15 protein-coding genes and 1 pseudogene are annotated in these 15,900 nt (G+C 61.9%); 14 read left to right on the top strand and 2 right to left on the bottom strand.

The window, feature by feature from the left end; translation table 11 throughout:
• The first annotated feature begins 2 nt into the window (after positions 1–2).
• Together A6V37_RS17340 and A6V37_RS17345 are read left to right on the top strand one after the other, a co-directional pair.
• The gene (locus tag A6V37_RS17340; RefSeq protein WP_064270462.1) at positions 3–953 is read left to right on the top strand and encodes an alpha/beta hydrolase; all 951 of its coding nucleotides are present in this window, start codon (positions 3–5) and stop codon (positions 951–953) included.
• Positions 950–1,138: a hypothetical protein gene (locus A6V37_RS17345; protein WP_064270463.1), complete on the top strand. Its 189-nt coding sequence runs from the start codon at positions 950–952 to the stop codon at positions 1,136–1,138. Before A6V37_RS17340 ends, A6V37_RS17345 begins: the two co-directional genes overlap by 4 nt.
• A 444-nt stretch (positions 1,139–1,582) precedes the next feature.
• Here the strand turns inward: A6V37_RS17345 and A6V37_RS17350 are convergent, their stop codons facing one another.
• Positions 1,583–2,041, bottom strand: a complete 459-nt coding sequence (locus A6V37_RS17350) for an ArsR/SmtB family transcription factor (RefSeq protein ID WP_207547662.1) — start codon at positions 2,039–2,041, stop codon at positions 1,583–1,585.
• Between A6V37_RS17350 and A6V37_RS17355 the strand changes: the two genes are divergently transcribed.
• Positions 2,040–3,257 carry an MFS transporter gene (locus A6V37_RS17355; protein WP_064270465.1) on the top strand — a complete coding sequence of 406 codons (1,218 nt, stop codon included), beginning with the start codon at positions 2,040–2,042 and terminating at the stop codon, positions 3,255–3,257. The two genes, A6V37_RS17350 and A6V37_RS17355, sit on opposite strands and share 2 nt — an antisense overlap.
• Before the next feature lie 360 nt (positions 3,258–3,617).
• On the opposite strand, the gene A6V37_RS17360 is transcribed toward A6V37_RS17355, so the two are convergent.
• The gene (locus tag A6V37_RS17360) at positions 3,618–4,943 is read right to left on the bottom strand and encodes an epoxide hydrolase family protein (RefSeq protein WP_064270466.1); all 1,326 of its coding nucleotides are present in this window, start codon (positions 4,941–4,943) and stop codon (positions 3,618–3,620) included.
• Between the two features lie 936 nt (positions 4,944–5,879).
• Between A6V37_RS17360 and A6V37_RS17365 the strand changes: the two genes are divergently transcribed.
• The 11 genes and pseudogenes from A6V37_RS17365 (at position 5,880) to A6V37_RS17410 (ending at position 15,878) form a co-directional block, all read left to right on the top strand.
• A complete protein-coding gene (locus tag A6V37_RS17365) occupies positions 5,880–8,051 on the top strand; it encodes an FUSC family protein (protein ID WP_064286156.1) in 2,172 nt (723 codons plus the stop codon).
• Positions 8,048–9,547 carry an efflux transporter outer membrane subunit gene (locus A6V37_RS17370; RefSeq protein WP_064270655.1) on the top strand — a complete coding sequence of 500 codons (1,500 nt, stop codon included), beginning with the start codon at positions 8,048–8,050 and terminating at the stop codon, positions 9,545–9,547. The genes A6V37_RS17365 and A6V37_RS17370 overlap by 4 nt, the downstream gene beginning before the upstream one ends.
• Positions 9,531–9,731, top strand: a complete 201-nt coding sequence (locus A6V37_RS17375; protein WP_064270468.1) for a DUF1656 domain-containing protein — start codon at positions 9,531–9,533, stop codon at positions 9,729–9,731. The genes A6V37_RS17370 and A6V37_RS17375 overlap by 17 nt, the downstream gene beginning before the upstream one ends.
• 57 nt (positions 9,732–9,788) lie before the next feature.
• The gene (locus A6V37_RS17380) at positions 9,789–10,748 is read left to right on the top strand and encodes an HlyD family secretion protein (RefSeq protein ID WP_064286157.1); all 960 of its coding nucleotides are present in this window, start codon (positions 9,789–9,791) and stop codon (positions 10,746–10,748) included.
• Positions 10,738–10,908 carry a hypothetical protein gene (locus A6V37_RS40770; protein WP_157447883.1) on the top strand — a complete coding sequence of 57 codons (171 nt, stop codon included), beginning with the start codon at positions 10,738–10,740 and terminating at the stop codon, positions 10,906–10,908. The genes A6V37_RS17380 and A6V37_RS40770 overlap by 11 nt, the downstream gene beginning before the upstream one ends.
• A 28-nt stretch (positions 10,909–10,936) precedes the next feature.
• Positions 10,937–11,374 carry a PRC-barrel domain-containing protein gene (locus A6V37_RS17385; RefSeq protein ID WP_064270470.1) on the top strand — a complete coding sequence of 146 codons (438 nt, stop codon included), beginning with the start codon at positions 10,937–10,939 and terminating at the stop codon, positions 11,372–11,374.
• Between the two features lie 290 nt (positions 11,375–11,664).
• Positions 11,665–12,789 carry a sensor histidine kinase gene (locus tag A6V37_RS17390; RefSeq protein WP_064286158.1) on the top strand — a complete coding sequence of 375 codons (1,125 nt, stop codon included), beginning with the start codon at positions 11,665–11,667 and terminating at the stop codon, positions 12,787–12,789.
• On the top strand, positions 12,779–13,465 hold the full coding sequence (locus A6V37_RS17395) for a response regulator transcription factor (protein WP_064270472.1): 687 nt from the start codon (positions 12,779–12,781) through the stop codon (positions 13,463–13,465). The genes A6V37_RS17390 and A6V37_RS17395 overlap by 11 nt, the downstream gene beginning before the upstream one ends.
• 323 nt (positions 13,466–13,788) lie before the next feature.
• Positions 13,789–14,710: pseudogene (locus A6V37_RS17400) on the top strand (helix-turn-helix domain-containing protein).
• A 31-nt stretch (positions 14,711–14,741) separates the two neighbouring features.
• The gene (locus tag A6V37_RS17405) at positions 14,742–15,155 is read left to right on the top strand and encodes a DUF3331 domain-containing protein (RefSeq protein ID WP_064270473.1); all 414 of its coding nucleotides are present in this window, start codon (positions 14,742–14,744) and stop codon (positions 15,153–15,155) included.
• Between the two features lie 390 nt (positions 15,156–15,545).
• Positions 15,546–15,878: an antibiotic biosynthesis monooxygenase family protein gene (locus A6V37_RS17410; protein WP_064270657.1), complete on the top strand. Its 333-nt coding sequence runs from the start codon at positions 15,546–15,548 to the stop codon at positions 15,876–15,878.
• Positions 15,879–15,900 lie beyond the last annotated feature (22 nt).

Raw genomic sequence — 15,900 nt, forward strand, 5'->3', positions numbered from 1 at the left:
ACATGGAGCTTGATCCTCTCATCGCCGACTTCCTCGCCAAACTTCCGCCTGTGGGCGGGGCCACCGCCTCACTGGATGCCCTGCGTACCGCCGGCGAAGTGCAATTGCGGCTCTTGCATGGTCCGCTGGAATCCATCGCCGACGTTCGAACTTATAGCGTTCTGAGCAGCGACGACCATCCGATCCAGATTCGCGCCTATACACCGGTCACGTCGAATTCCGCGCCCTTGCCAGCCATCGTCTACGCACATGGCGGCGGTTGGTTCCGATGCTCGCTCGATCTGTACGACAACCCTTGCAGGGCGTTGGCTCACGCCACGGGCTGTGTCGTCCTGTCAGTTGATTATCGACTGGCACCCGAAAACAAGTTTCCGTTTCCCCTGCACGACTACTACACGGCCTTGTGCTGGGCCGCGAGTCATGCGGACGAGTTGGGGATAGACCGCACCCGCCTGGTGGCGGGTGGCGATAGCTCGGGTGCCAACCTGGCTGCGGCGGCGACGTTGCGTGCGCGGGATGACGCGAGCGGCCCGGCCGTTGCGCACCAACTGCTGCTGTATCCGCCATTGGATTCGTCGATGTCGTCAACGTCCTATCGCGAGTTTGCCACGGGCTACTTCCTGACCCGCAGTACGATGGAGTTTTGCTGGTCCGCCTATCTGAACGACAAGGCGGATGGTGACTCGCCGTGGGCGTCCCCACTCAGAGCGGCAAGCCTGTCAAATCTCCCTTCCGCCACGATCCTGGTTTGCGAATACGACCCGCTTCGCGATGAGGGTGAAGCCTATGCCCGTCGTCTCGCCGAGGCTGGCGTTGCCACGGAGTGTCATCGTTTGGACGGCATGGTGCATGCCTGCATCCACATGCTGGGCGTGACGCCTGGAGCCCGTCGTTTGTTCGAGCTTGCAGGTAGCTCGTTGAGGCGTTCGTTGAATCTCGCGGCGCAAGCATGACCATGCGACTGCAAAATGACTCGACGGAGTTGGCACCAGTGGCGGTGCTGGCAATGGCCATCGTTTCTGGGCTGACAGTCGCCAACGTGTATTTCAATCAAGCGCTTCTGCCCACTGTCGCCGACAGTTTCAAGTTAGGGATACAGCAGGTCGGCTGGATCGCCACCTTGTCGAAATCCGGTTAACCGAAGAAACCGAACCTGCGAACGACCGCTGTTGCGAAGGTTGAGGGTCGCTTCCTGGTCGAAACTACCCATTCATTGAACTCGGTAGCGGTCGTTCGCCGGTGGCCCTTGACGAACGACCGGTGAGCCGCAGAAAGCCGGCATATCCGGTTCGACCCACGACCGTCGGCTGAGGCCGACGACGCGACGTATCTCATCAGTGGTCGAAGGGCCGTTGACCGAGCGAAGCAGTCGCACGAATGTCCAAACGGTGGTCGCGCCGAATGACTCTTCCTGGCCGAACTGAGCCTGACGACGACCGGCTCTGGTCGCCCCTGAAGAGACGTTCGGGCCTCCCAAAAGCGGCTGTTCGAAATGCTAGCTGCCTAGCCAGTTCGAACTGCGACCATTCGAGCAACGTGTGCGACAAAGCCATCGATCCGCCAATAGACGACACGGGCGGACTCAGCCCTGTTCGTTGCCAGGCGGGTCCCATGCGGTCACCAGTTGCAGCAGTCCCGGGAATCGCGAATCAAGATCCTCGGTTCGCACGCGGCTGCGTCGCTCGAGTCCATATTGACGCTGACGAATCACGCCCGCTTCACGCAGCGCTTTGAAGTGATGGGTCAATGACGATTTCGCACGATTGAAACCGAACCAGCTGCACGGGTGGTCGTACGCCTCGGATTCCAGCAACAACCGGCGGACGATCGTCAGGCGCAACGGGTCGGCCAGTGCACTGAATATCGCATCCAGACGCAAATCGGACACTGCCGGTTCCGGCAGCGGATCGGGAAGGTTGGCAGGTACTGCAGCGGCCAGGCCATGGTAGGTGGTGCGTTTCATGTTCACGACTTTATCACAGTACGAGTTTTTTCGAACTAAGCTATAGTACGAAAAAACTCGTACAAGGAAAGTCACCATGAGCGACACTGCCGCAGTGCAATCCAGCCGCGCGTCCGCGCGCATTTCCCCCGACATGTGGTGCGCCGCATGGACGGTCACCTCGGTGTTCATGCTGTCCAATTCCCGGACGCCGCTGTATGTGGTCTGGCAACGCACGCTCGGTTTTTCATCCGGCACCTTGACGGTCATCTTTGCCCTTTACATCCTTGGACTACTGGGCACGCTGTCGGTCGCCGGACAGCTATCGGATCGTTACGGCCGCAAGCCGGTTCTTCTGCCGGGTATCCTGGTGGCGCTGGTCGCATGTGCGTTGTTCGCAAGCGCAACGTCCATTGCAACGCTTGCCGTTGCCCGGCTGCTGACGGGTATCGCGGTCGGTGTCATCGTGTCGGCAGGAATGGCGTCCGTGGCGGACCTCGGCGGTAGTGAGCGTCGACGTCAGGCGGCGCTGCTCGCATCGGTAGCGATGGTTCTCGGCGCGGGCCTCGGGCCGTTGCTGGCCGGCGGCGCCGCGCAAACAGTCGCGCATCCGGTAGCGCTGGTTTTCGGTATCGAATTCCTCGTGCTGCTGAGTGCTCTCGTCATTGCGTGGCGGTTGCCCCTTGGCCGGCCAGCAAGGGCAACTGGCAATGCCGCGCGTCTGCATTTGCCGTCGGTCCCGGCGATGAATCGACGGCACGTCGCGACCGGTATCGGCGTTTTCGGGCCTGGCATTACTGCAACATCGTTTGTGCTTGCTTTGGGGCCTTCGTTACTCGCCCGTCTGCTCGAAGTTCGCAGCCCGTTGCTTGCCGGCGGCATGGCGTGCGCGATGTTTCTCGCTGCAACGGGAGTTCAGTTCGCCGTGCGGCGTTGGTCAGTGCTTGCGTTGTTCGTGGCAGGTACGACGGCGACCGTGCTGTCGATGTGTGCGCTATGTGCCGCGGTGCATTTGCTGTCGGCATCCGTACTGGTGGCCGCTGCGCTGTTCGCGGGGGTAGCGCAAGGCCTCGGGCAGTTGGGCGGCTTGACACTCATCGGTCTGCATGTGACGGACACGCGCAGGGCCGAAGCCATTGCCGTCATGAACATCGGCGGCTATCTGCCAGCGGGGCTGCTGCCCGTCATGACCGGCTACGCGATCGACTTTTTGGGCTTGGCAGCCGGTGCCACTGCATTTGCCATCGCACTGGCGCTAATTGCGCTTGGGGCCGGCTGCATGGTTTTTCGATCGCTGAAACCCGGCGGCGATTGATGGTTGGCGCGCGTCAACATGACCTGCCATGTCGCGCAATACCTGAATAGCGCGATGTTGGTCGCTATATCGGTGTGACAGATGGACTAGCGCGCGCTCGACACTGAGCGGTCCATCGCACCGCAGGCGAGAATATCCGTTGAGACTTAAGCAGGCGCATTACTCACGACATCGCTCAATGACGGCCGCATCGCGCACACGCGGCCGTCTGGTCCACCTTTGCTGCTTGAGACGGGCTCTGCGCAGCATCGCGCGCTTCACGCGGCCCAGAGGCTGATTTATATCGTGGGTGACCCGGAGTCGATAAGGTCTGCTACGGACTACAGATCGACCCGGATGACATCATCAGCATCTTTGATATCAACGCATCGACTGGAAGCTCGCGCGAATCTCTTCCGAGAAAACTTGCGGCTGCTCCCAGGCCGCAAAGTGTCCGCCTTTCGGGAGGCGATTGTAATGAATCAGTTTGGGGTATGCCTGCTCTGCCCAGCTCCGCGGGGCGGCGTACAGTTCGTCCGGAAAGACGCTGACGGCAACGGGAATGGCGACGTGCTTCGGGGCAAAGAAGTTGAGCTTGTTCTCCCAGTACAGGCGGGCCGACGAGACCCCAGTGTTGGTCAGCCAGTAGAGCGTGACGTTGTCAAGGACGTCGTCCCGCGAAAGACCCTCAGGTTGCCCGTCAAACACGCGCGTAATGAGCGCGAGGCTGGCCGCATCGTGGTCGAGCATCCACGACGCGAGGCCGATAGGCGAATCTTCGATTCCATACAGCGTCTGCGGCCGGCCCGCCATCTCCTGCGCATAGCCGAGACCGTGCTTGTAGAAAAAGTCGAGCTGATCAAACGCGTGCTTCTCGTCGGGAGAGAGGCCGGCGGGAGCCGGGTCGCCGAACTTGAGCGCATGTGCAACGTTGTCCGGTACAGTCGCCGGCATGTTGGTGTGAATGCCGAGCAGTCCCGGTGGCGTAATGAGCGCCATCTGTTCCGTGACAGCGTTGCCCCAATCGCCACCTTGCGCAACATATCGGTTGTATCCGAGACGCTGCATCAGAACAACCCACGCGCGTGCGATGCGAGCAGGATCCCAGCCGGTTGTGGTTGGCTTGCCTGAGAAGCCGTAGCCGGGCAGCGACGGAATTACGACGTCGAAAGCGTCCGATGAACTCCCACCATGAGCTGTCGGGTTGGTCAGCGGATCGATGATCTTCAACTGCTCAATGATCGAGCCCGGCCATCCATGCGTGACGATGATGGGCAACGCGTTCTGATGCTTCGAACGAACGTGGATGAAATGAATGTCCAGCCCATCGATCTCGGTCACGAACTGCGGAAGCGCGTTCAGCCGCGCTTCGACCTTGCGCCAGTCATAGTCGGTCGACCAGTATCGCGCGAGTTTCTGCATTGTCGCGAGCTGCACGCCTTGCGACGCGTCAGTGACCGTTTCACGCTCCGGCCACCTTGTCGCCTTCACGCGCCGTCGCAATTCGACGAGTTGCGATTCCGGCACATGCACACGAAGTGGACGAATTGCGGTCTTGTCACTGCCCGTCGGTGGTGCAACTTCAGCAATGGATTGACTCGTTTCCGCAAAAGCGAGCTGACTCAATGAGGCCGCAGCAACGGACGCCGCCGCCACGCCAATGAAACGACGGCGCGAAGGCACCTGAGGAAGGATATCGTCTAACATACAAACTCCTATCAATAATTAGTCAAACTAAATACAAGTGCAGAAGGGATGCAATGCCGTTGTCAAGAAACCTGGTGATTTCCCACCTGAACCTGCCATCCAGGCGGCGACCCGGCAAGCCTCAAACAATCACCACCTTGATTGGCCGCGAAACTGTAGTTCGCTTCAGGCAATGCCGCGCTGCTGGACGCTGGGGGCGTGGTTGACGGTGGTGTGGGTCTTGCCCGAGAAGAAGACTTTTTCGATCTTGCTCATGATGGTTTCCTTGATGGACACGGGGTTACGGCATATTAATCTTATACGATTCAATCGTATGCGATTAATAGTGCAGGAGGCGGAAGACAATGTCAAGCGTGCGAGATTTAATCGTGTGCGATATTTATGTGGGGCAAGGAACGACGTCCCACTCATTTTTGTATGATGAATTGCGCTACCGCAGCGGACGGTAGCCGGGGGCAATTGCGAATCGCGATGCACAGCGCAGTGTCACAGACGGCAGTCGGTAGAAAACACGCCGGGCGCCAACAGCGTTGCGGTTCCCGGTCGTTGCAAAGGAAGAGCCCCAGCGACTTCGCCACCAACAGTAATGGCGTCGGATCCACCCATATCACCCCGCAAGAACCGCCGGAAGATGCCTTCTAGACCTCGCCCGACGATTTTTCTACTTTGCCGGGCGTAGCTCCACGGCTAGGCAACACCCTTTGCCGCTACCCAAGCTTCAAACCTAAACGACCAAAGCCCAATTGAAACTACCCCCCACAGCGGCCCTCCACACTCCCTCTTCAGGTGTTTTCAGATCCATTCAGGACATTTATCCGACACTCGAATAGCTTAAGCGGGTTGCATGCGGGCGATCGTCAACGGAAGCGGCGATGAGCGCGTCGACGTAGCCCGGCCCTGTTTGCGCCGGCCGCACGCAGAACGGACGAGTAGCCTATGACTTTGCTGACGGACAGCCCAGCCTTGCCGCGATGGCTGGACGAGCTGAAGACATATTGGAAGGATGACGGCCCGCGCTTCGTGCATATCGCCAAGGTGGCCGCCGCGCTGAGCCTCGCGATGGGGCTATGCATGCGGCTCGAGCTTCGCACGCCGGCCACGGCCATGGTGTCGGTCGTCATCGTCATGATGCACCAGCAAAGCGGCATGGTGATCGCGCGCGGTTTTTACCGCGGACTGGGCATGGTATGCGGCAGTATCGCCGGCGTCGTGCTGATCGCGCTGTTTCCGCAACAGCCGTTGCTGTTCTTCATCGCGCTGGCCGCGTGGATCGGCGTGTGCGTATTTGGCGCAGCGTACTACCGCAATTTCCAGTCGTACGGCTTCGTTTTGACGGGATACGGCACGGCCATCACGGCGATGCCGGCCTGGTCGAATCCGTATGGCGTTTTCGATAACGTCGTGTTTACCGTGAGTGAAGTGGTGGTCGGCGTGGTGTGCGCGAGCGTGGTCAGCGCGGTGGTGTTTCCGCAGCCCGTCACGCCCGCGCTCTACGCGTCGAGCCGCAGAAACTTCACGAACCTGTTGAGCGCGGTGCACGAGATGCTGGGGCGCGCCACGGCCGTTGCCGCCTTCGACACGTTTCTCGATCTGATTCGCGAGCGCGCCGGCGTGCAAAGCCTGCGTAGCGGGGCCGTATTCGAGGATCCGTCGATACGCCTGCACCACCATGTCTTTCTCGATCTCGACAGGAGTTTTCTCGACACGGTTGCGTGGATTCACGCCCTGCATCAATTGAAGGCGCGCGTGGAAGCGGAGGCCCATCCGCGCGCACTCGCCGCTGTCGGTGAGCTGATCGGCGCGCTAATCGCCATAGTGCCGGGCGAAGGGCAGCCGGAGCCGATCACGCTCGAGCAGGTCGAGACACTCGCGCACGCGCTCGACGCTTTCGAGCAGTCACTGCCCGCGCATCTGGGCAGGCTGCTCCATTCACTCGCGGATTTGCCTCCGCAGCAGCGGCAGTTCGTGGCGACCACGGGCTCCGCGCTGTTCTTTTCGATTGCAGATCTTCGGCAGTACTGCAGAAGCTATATCGATGCGCGCGCCGTCGACCGGTTGCCGTGGTCGCGTTCGGTGATTCACGCGATTCGCGGCATCGGCAGAACGCGCGCCACGGCCAATCGCATGGCCGCGCTCATCGCCGGCACGCGCGCGGCGGTAGCGGTGCTGCTGGTCGGGTCGGCATGGATCGCGTCGGGCTGGGTGGGCGGATCGAGTGCGATCGTCGCGGTGGCGATTACGAGCGCGCTCTTTGCACTCGTGCCCAACCCCGTCGCGGCGAGCCGGCAGATATTCTGCGGTTGTCTCGCCGGCTGGCTGGCCGGTTTCGCGTTCAACTTTTTTCTGCTGCCGCGCCTCGATGGTTTCGTGCTGCTCGCCGCGTCGATTGCGATCTTCGTGATGATCGGCAGCTATGTGAATACGTTTGCGAAGACGTCCATTTTCGGGCTCGGCTTCAACATCTATCTCTGCTTTATCGTCGGCATATCGAATCCGACCGTCTACAACCCGAGCGCTTATCTCGACACAGGGTTTGCGCTGCTGGCCGGCATCGCGGCGGCGGCCGCCGCGTTTTCGATCCTCGTGCCGCGCGCGGGCGACTGGATCTCGGCTCAATACCTGCAACAGATTCGCACGCTGGTCTCGCAAAGCGCGCAGGACGGCGACCTCGACGATCTGCTCTACACGTTCGAATTGAGTCTGCGTGACTTCATCCTGCAGATCGCGTCGGCGCCGGCCGATGCGAGAGTGGACCGCAATCATCTGATCGGCTGGGCGTTCGCGGCACTGGAGATCGGCCGCGCGATGATCCAGATACGGCTGGACACCGAGCAACTAGGCGAGCGATTGCCGGAGGAGTGGCTGGATACGCAGACTGCCTGGCTGGCCGCGCTAGCCGATGTATTCGCCGCCGTCACGCCGCAGGCGGCCGATGCGGCGCGGGTCGCGACGCGAAGGGCATTGGATGTGCTGCCGTTCGCGCAACATGCGGAGGTTGACACGGCGATGCTCACGCATTGCCGGATGCGGGCGTTGCTGCACTTCACCGATCTGGCGCTGCAGGACGAGACGTTGTCGCTGTGGCAAAGCGCGAGGCAGCCGGCATGAAACGGCATCACCAGAGCGCTCTTGCTGCTGGTCCAGCAGCGGCCGCCGCGCTCGCGTGCGCGCTTTTGCTGGGCGGATGCATCACTAGCGGAGGCATTCGCACGCAAGCGTCGATGATCGATCCGGCGACGCTCGATCCGGGCACGGCGTTGCGCGCCACTCAACAGGATGCGCAATGGCCGGCTGACGGATGGTGGCGTCAGTGGGGCGACCCGCAACTGGACACGCTGGTTCAGGACGCCACCGCCGGCAACCCCGGCTTGCGCGCAGTGCAGGAACGTATCGACGAGGCAAGCTTCCAGGCGCAGATCGCAGGCGCCGCGGAATGGCCGCAACTCAATGCGGGCAGCGCGTTCGAGCGCAGACGCTACGCGCGCTACACGACGCCGGCGCCGCCGGGCGGCACGACGGTATGGAGCAACAACGTCGAGGCCGACCTGACCTACGATCTGGATTTGTGGGGCAGGACGCGTGCGCTTCGCGAAGGCGCGCTCGACAACGTGCATGCGGCCGCCGCGGATGCGCGCTTCGCGGAGATTGAACTTCAGACGGCGATGGTGCGCGGTTACGTGCAACTGGCGCTGCAATACGCATTGCTCGATGTCTACCACGCTGTCCAGGATGAACAGCGACGCACGCTGGATATCGCGACGCGCCGCTGGCGCGCGGGTGTCGGCAGCCGTCTTGAGGTCAGCCAGGCGTCAACCCAGTTCGAAACGAGCACCACGAGGGTGCAGCAGGCGGAGCAGCAACTCGCGCTGATCCGCATTGGCATCGCCGCTCTGGCCGGCAAAGGACCGGGCTATGGCGACGCGCTAAACCGTCCACATCTGCCTTTGAATGTGCCGGTGAACTTGCCGGCGTCGCTGCCGGCCGACCTGATCGGCCACCGGCCGGATGTGGTCGCGCAGCGCTGGCGCGTGCTCGCAGCGGATAAGGGTATCGACGTCGCGCATGCGGATTTCTATCCGGACATCAACTTGCTGGCGACCGCATCGCTGGGATCCGCCGCGACGTTCGGCGGCTTCCTCAACTTCGTGAACAGCAACGGCATGGGGCACGGCGTGGGCGCGGCGATTTCGCTGCCGATTTTCGACGGCGGGCGCCGGCGCGGCAGTTACGGCGTGGCCGTTTCGTCCCGCGACGCCGCCGTCGATGCGTACAACCAGAGCGTGGTGAATGCGATGCAGGCCGTCGCGGTGCAAGCCGTGTCGCTGCGCTCGCTCGCACAGCAGCAGGCGTCGGTTGAAAAAACGCTCGATTCGGCACGCGCATCGTTCCGGCTCGCTGATACGGGATACCGCAGTGGCATCACGGAATTCCTGAACGTGCTGGCGGCGCAGAACGAACAATTGCTGCAGCAGGAAAGTCTCGCGAAGATCCAGGCGCAACGCCTCGATTCGTGGGCTCTCCTGATGAAGGAGCTGGGTGGCGGTTTCGCATCGACGCTGCCCGATCACGCGGCACAAGGAGCCGATCATGCCGGGCGAGATTGACCTGTTTTCACTGCTCGTGCCCGGACTGCTGCCGGTTCTCGCCGGGTGCGTGCTGCTGTTCGTCGTCCTCGATCTGGTGCTGGCCAGACTCGGTGTCTATCACTTTGCATGGCATCCTGGCCTGTTCCGGATCGCGCTGTTCGCCGCACTGTTCAGTGGCGCCTCGCTACTGCTGCTGTATTGAACGTTCGACAACCCAGGTTCCCATGAATTCACAGACAGCTCACGCCCGGTAACGAAGATGAAAACGCAATCCATCCTGCGCGCCGTTTTTACGCTGACCCTCCTGGTGGTGGCGGTGGTGCTGGTTCGCTTACTGTGGCTGGACTATATGTTTTCGCCGTGGACCCGCGACGGCCGGGTCCGCGCGAAGGTCGTGCAGGTCGCCACCGATGTATCAGGGCTGGTCAGCGAAGTGCGTGTGAAGGACAACCAGCTGGTGCGGCAGGGCGATGTTCTGTTCGTCCTCGATCCGGCCCGCTTCCACTATGCCGTCGCTCAAGCCGATGCGGATCTTCAACGGGCTCAGGCGCAGATGGCCCAGGCCAAAGCGCAAATGACCGCCAGCGAAACCAGCTTCGCGATGAAGCGCGCGCAGGCGGCGCGCCGCGCCAATCTCGCGGGCGATGTGATCTCGGATGAGAGCCGGCAGGATTCCGCGTCGCTCGCGCGCCAGTCCGAATCCGCCTATTCCGCGGACGTCGCGGCCTATAGCGCGGCAGAAGCCCTATACAAGGCGGCCGTGGTCGAGCGGGAAACCGCGCTGCTGAATCTGGCGCGCAGCGAAGTGCGCGCGCCGACGGATGGCTACATCACCAACCTGAATCTGTATCCCGGCGATTTCGCGACCGCGGGCGTCGCGCGCATGGCGCTGATCGACTCGCATTCCTTCTGGGTGTATGGCTATTTCGAAGAGACCAAGCTGCCGGACGTGCATGTCGGCGATCAGGCGGTCGTGCGGCTGCTCTCGGGCGGCAAAGACATTCAGGGGCATGTCGACAGCCTCGCGAGCGGCATTGCCGATCGGGACAACCCGACCAGCAACGGCGATCTGCTGGCGGACGTCAACCCGATCTTCACGTGGGTGCGGCTCGCGCAGCGTGTGCCGGTGCGGATTCATCTGGACCGGATTCCCGCCGGCGTCAAGCTCGCGATGGGGATGACCTGCACGGTGACGCTGAAGCCGCAGCATGGCCATTGATCTTGCAGCGGCGCACAAGGTGGTGCAATGTAAGCACGCGAACGCCGATACCGTGCGAATTCGAAAACTCAGCGGACGCAACCGGTTCACAATAGCGCTCAGCGCGACATGGGCTCGCTGCACCGCGGGTGCCGCCACCGTGTTGCATGAATTTATTTAAGTCAACGTATTTCCCGGAGAAAAGAATCATGAAAGCAAAGTGGGCATGGGTATTTCTGGCTGCGTCCGTGTTTGGTGTGGCGTGCCAGTCGGCAAGCGCACAGGTCGCGGGCACGCAGACCCTCGGCGTCACCGTGGAGGAGTCGGCACTCATCGTCCAGGGCTGGAGTGTGAAGAAGAGCCTGCTTGGCAAGAGCATCTTTAACGACAGCGGCGAGAAAGTAGGGGTGCTGCACGACATCATCATCGCGCCGGATAACGCCGCATCGTTCGCGATCGTGGCGGCTCATCAGTTTCTCGGCGTGTCCCAGCATGACGTCGCGATTCCCCTGTCGCAACTGGATTACGTAGACGGCAAGCTGGTGTGGGCCGGCGCCACGCGCGACGTGGTCAAGTCGATTCCGGCGTTTCAATATACCAAGGTCCGCACCGTCCCCGTGGCGCGTCAGGACTACGGCAAGCATTGACGCAAGCGCTTGCGCGGCCGCCGGTGGCCGCCGCGCAGCTGTGCTTTTGGAATGATTAAGGAAAAATAAGTACCGCGTTTGACGTGGGCTCGCGCATGATCGCACTCAGCTTGAAAGCTATCGGTCACCGGTAGGTCTGAGTGTCATGCGCCCTGACAGCGATCCTTGCTGTCATCCAGATGGACAGGCTTCCGGTATTCGCCAACGAACGCCGCGTCAATCGCCTATGCCCATCTCTGTCTGTTCCGTTCCGGTTGATTGCCGGATGGCGGCCTATTGATCCGCCCGCCATGAAGAATTGCCGGCGCGCGTCCCCCACGGTGCGTCCCGACGTCAGTGTCGTGTCGACGCTTGCCGTCGTGATCGCGCTCGCCGTGTTCGTGATCGATGCGCTAACTTCCCTTGAAATCGCGGCAGGCGTGTTCTACGTGGTGGTGGTGCTGCTGGTCGCTTCGGCCGGCTACCGCCCGGCCACGATCGGCGCGGCGTGGGGCTGCGTGGCGCTGACGTTGCTCGGCTTCGTGATGTCGCACTATGACGCTTATTCCGGTGGCGCGATTGCGCGCTGCCTGGTGAGCCTGCTGGCGATCGCCACCACGTCGATGCTGGCGTTGAGAAACCTGGCCGCGACGGCCATGCTGCACGAGCAGGTCGAACTGCTCAATCTCGCTCAGGAAGCGCTCGCTCGGTCCACTGCGGAACTGGCTCATGTCACGCGTATCACCACGCTCGGCGAACTGGCTGCTTCGGTGGCGCACGAGGTGACGCAGCCGATCGCGGCCATTGTGACGTGCGGCGGCGCCGCGCTACGCTGGCTGAACCGTCCCGCACCGGAGATCGACGAAGCGGCGCAATCCGTCACGCAGATGATCCGCGACGCGAAGCGCGCGGACGAAGTCATCCAGCGCATTCGTGCGATGGCCAGAAAGCACGACCGCCTTCCGGCAACGTCCAATCTGAACGGCATCTGCAGCGAGTCGATCGAACTGGTGCGATTCGAACTCGAGCGCCACGACATCGAACTCGAAACCGACTTTGCGGTGCCGGCGCCCACGGCGTGCTGCGATCGTGTGCAACTGCAGCAGGTGCTGATCAACCTGATCATGAACAGCGCGCAGGCCATGCTCGCGGCGAACGGACCGCGCAGGCTGCGGATCGTCACGCGCTGGTTCGACGACGCGCATGCGCAGGTGATCGTACAGGACTCGGGTACGGGGATCAGCGAGGACGACAGAGGCCGTATGTTTAATGCGTTTTTTACGACCAAAGCCGAGGGCATGGGTATGGGGCTGTCGATCTGCCGTTCAATCGTTGAGGCGCACGGCGGCCGGATCTGGGCCGAATCGCCGGACGACGGCGGCGCGATGCTGCAGTTCATCCTGCCCGTCGATAAAGGGAGATGTCATGAGCAGTGATGGGCATAGCGATGCCAACAGCAAGGTGGACCATGCCATGGTCTACGTCGTGGATGACGACGAGTCGATGCGCGACGCCGTCGGCATGTTGCTGCGCTCGGTCGGGCTCGCTGTCGAAACCTTCGGTTCCGCGCAGGAATTCCTCGCTTACGACATGCCCGACGTGCCGAGCTGCCTGATCCTCGACGTTCGCCTCAAAGGCCAAAGCGGACTCGCGGTGCAGGAACAGATCACGGCGAGTCAACTTGGTTTGCCGATTGTTTTCATGACCGCGCACGGCGATATAGCGATGACGGTCAAAGCCATGAAGGCCGGAGCAAAGGACTTTCTGGCCAAGCCGTTTCGTGACCAGGACATGCTGGACGCCGTCGCGCATGCGCTGGCGAGCGACGAGGAGCGGCGCGAGGCCAACCGGTCGGTCGCGGATCTGCGGCGTTGCTACGAATCGTTGACCACGCGCGAGCGCGAAGTGATGGCCTTTGTCGTGGCCGGGCTGATGAACAAGCAGATTGCGGGTGAACTGGGGCTGAGCGAAATCACCGTCAAGATCCATCGTGGCCAGGCGATGCGCAAGATGGGCGCACGTTCGCTTGCCGACTTCGTTCTGAAAGCGGAAGCGCTTGGCATCAAGCCGCCGCCAGGTACGGCGACGCCGGTACGCAGTTCGCGTAGCTGAACCCGCTGCGTGAGAGAGGCCATGGTCGACGCGCGAGCATTGCTCCCATACCTACGTATAGGTTGCTCACCGTTTCCTGCAAAAGAACCGTTTCCATTCGTCTCAACGCGCCATGGTCCGCGCGGCGCTGCGTCCCGGCGGGTGGCGTGCTGTCCGCATGCTTCGTGACGCGAATAAACCTGGATATGAGTCAGCCCAACCAATGGTCACTGCGGCCAGCCGTATGTAGGGCTAGTTGTAGTACTTGCGGTGCGATACCTTGGAGTCATCACAGGGCTCGATCCGCCGGGCACTGTCTCACCACTCAATCGGATGACCAGATCATGATCAGCTCATCGACTTTGCCCGCCGCGCACGCCATTCAGAGAGGCCGAGGCTGCCCGATCGCCGTTGAGCATCAATGGCGCATTCCCGGCGACGATAACGCCGGCACGCGGCAGCGAAACCCTATCCTCGTGTCGCGCTGGACCCGAAACGATGCCCAGCCGCTGGAGGTCGTCAATCCGGGCAGCGCCGCGCTCCACTGCATCGCAATGAACCTGAGGTGCACGTCACTGACGTTCGTTCACGACGGCAGGACGCTTGTGCGCGGTCGCGTAACCGCGGGTGCCGTGCAGTGCCGTGTTCGAGTCGCAGGGCGACGTACTGCATCTTTTCGTTTCGCAGCAGGTGCTGGGCGAATGCTTCGAGGACATTTTCGGCCGCCCGCATGCGGGCGATATCCGCATCGACGATCCGAAGCTCGTGCGCGACCCCGCGCTCGAACGTCTCGGTCAGGCGCTTGCCGTGTCGCAATCCGACGATGCCGCGCTCGGGCAGGTCTTCACGGACGGCGTCGGCCTCGCCATCGTGTCGCGCGTGATCGCGCGTCACTTCGCGGTGGCGAAGCGGCGGACCCGTGAAGCGAATGCCTTGCCGTCATGGCGGCTCAGCCGCGCGATCGAATATGTCGATGCGCACCTGTCCGAGTCGATCGGGCTTGCGGACATTGCCAGCAGCGCGGGGCTGACCCGCATGCATTTCGCGTCGCAGTTCCGTCGCGCGACCGGCATGCGGCCCCACGAATACCTGGTGCGGCGCCGGATCGAGCACGCACAACATCTTCTCGCCGGGTCGAGACACAACGTGCTCGACGTTGCACTGAGTTGCGGCTCCCGCTCGCAAGCTCACTTTACGACGGTGTTCAAACGTCTGGTTGGCGAGACCCCGTTTTGCTGGAGAAAAAAGGCGAATGCCGATCGCTAAACAGAACCTTGCCCGAAACAGGAGTGCAATCATGCTGGCGAACGCAAACTTCATCGATCCGTGGATGCAAACTCTCGGTCTGCTGTCCATCCTGTCCGGCGATACCGAGTCGGGCTTCATCGAGCGGGCGGCGGCGGTCTCCCAGAATGGCCGCAAGAACTGCGACCTGCCGGTCATGGGAAAGCGCTTTGAAGTCCAGGTGCATGTGATCGACCGACCGTCCCGGACCACCGCGACGGTCATCTGGCGCGATCCGACTCGCTGTTCCTACGGCGATCAGGTCTGGCACGCAAGCCGTGCGCGCGTGGCCGGCGTTTGCGCCGTGAGTGGACGCGCTATTCAGCCGGGCGATGCGATCTACAAGCCGCGTCCCTGCCGTCCCGTGCCGCTTAACTCCGGGGCGATGATTTTGCGCACGGTGCTGGATAGTGCCGTGGCGGATTGATATGCAGCCGTTGCTCGGGAAAGAGCCGGGGCGCACGCCTTGCGATTAATGCGGCGCTTGCTCGGGCGCGTGTGAGCCTGTCAGTACCTTGCCGCGGAAGATTTATAGTCCGACGAATCCTATCGAACATGTCGACCAGCCGACGCTAGAAGACTTCGGCGCATCACTCCTACCCAACTTCAGATTCCGTGTCCGTATCACTCGATGAGAAGCTAGGTGTCTCATTTCCAGCCGTCTCCGAGAGCAAGTTCGATGTTTTCTCATGGAAACGCTGCTTGACCAGCTGCGACGAAGGAAGGCAGTATCGGAAACGCGGTGCGGTGCCATCCCGGCGAACTGGCAATGGGTTTGTGCCTGCCGGAACCCAACTCCATCGGTGAGGAGACGTCCATGATAGAGGTGACGAATACGTACGACCTGCAGCCAGGCGTGAATCTGGAGGCTTACGCCGAATGGGCCAGGAAGGCGGCGGAAACGATTGTGCAGCAGCCAGGTCTAGTCGAACTTCGCGCGAACCGGAATATGCTCGGTGCTCCGCAGATTCGAACGACTGCCTGCTGGAGGTCTACAGTCGACTGGGCGACGTTCGCAGACGGGCCATGGCGCGCGATGGAGCAGGAATTACGGACCTTTGCGACCAATTTCAAGGTGGAGATGTGGGGACCGTCGCAACTCCTGCCAACGCCGCTCCGTCCGGACCCAACCGGCGGTGCTGGTGCATGAGCAGACCGGCGCACGTCGTCAG

The sequence above is a fragment of the Paraburkholderia ginsengiterrae genome, from assembly GCF_001645125.1.
In the GTDB taxonomy this organism is placed as follows: Bacteria; Pseudomonadota; Gammaproteobacteria; order Burkholderiales; family Burkholderiaceae; genus Paraburkholderia; species Paraburkholderia ginsengiterrae.

Coding starts and splice junctions, on each gene's coding strand:
- A6V37_RS17370 (WP_064270655.1), top strand. CDS start 8,048: ATGAAACGGCATCACCAGAGCGCTCTTGCTGCTGGTCCAGCAGCGGCC.
- A6V37_RS17355 (WP_064270465.1), top strand. CDS start 2,040: ATGAGCGACACTGCCGCAGTGCAATCCAGCCGCGCGTCCGCGCGCATT.
- A6V37_RS17375 (WP_064270468.1), top strand. CDS start 9,531: ATGCCGGGCGAGATTGACCTGTTTTCACTGCTCGTGCCCGGACTGCTG.
- A6V37_RS17390 (WP_064286158.1), top strand. CDS start 11,665: ATGAAGAATTGCCGGCGCGCGTCCCCCACGGTGCGTCCCGACGTCAGT.
- A6V37_RS17405 (WP_064270473.1), top strand. CDS start 14,742: ATGCTGGCGAACGCAAACTTCATCGATCCGTGGATGCAAACTCTCGGT.
- A6V37_RS40770 (WP_157447883.1), top strand. CDS start 10,738: ATGGCCATTGATCTTGCAGCGGCGCACAAGGTGGTGCAATGTAAGCAC.
- A6V37_RS17365 (WP_064286156.1), top strand. CDS start 5,880: ATGACTTTGCTGACGGACAGCCCAGCCTTGCCGCGATGGCTGGACGAG.
- A6V37_RS17410 (WP_064270657.1), top strand. CDS start 15,546: ATGATAGAGGTGACGAATACGTACGACCTGCAGCCAGGCGTGAATCTG.
- A6V37_RS17360 (WP_064270466.1), bottom strand. CDS start 4,943: ATGTTAGACGATATCCTTCCTCAGGTGCCTTCGCGCCGTCGTTTCATT.
- A6V37_RS17385 (WP_064270470.1), top strand. CDS start 10,937: ATGAAAGCAAAGTGGGCATGGGTATTTCTGGCTGCGTCCGTGTTTGGT.
- A6V37_RS17380 (WP_064286157.1), top strand. CDS start 9,789: ATGAAAACGCAATCCATCCTGCGCGCCGTTTTTACGCTGACCCTCCTG.
- A6V37_RS17395 (WP_064270472.1), top strand. CDS start 12,779: ATGAGCAGTGATGGGCATAGCGATGCCAACAGCAAGGTGGACCATGCC.
- A6V37_RS17350 (WP_207547662.1), bottom strand. CDS start 2,041: ATGGTGACTTTCCTTGTACGAGTTTTTTCGTACTATAGCTTAGTTCGA.
- A6V37_RS17345 (WP_064270463.1), top strand. CDS start 950: ATGACCATGCGACTGCAAAATGACTCGACGGAGTTGGCACCAGTGGCG.
- A6V37_RS17340 (WP_064270462.1), top strand. CDS start 3: ATGGAGCTTGATCCTCTCATCGCCGACTTCCTCGCCAAACTTCCGCCT.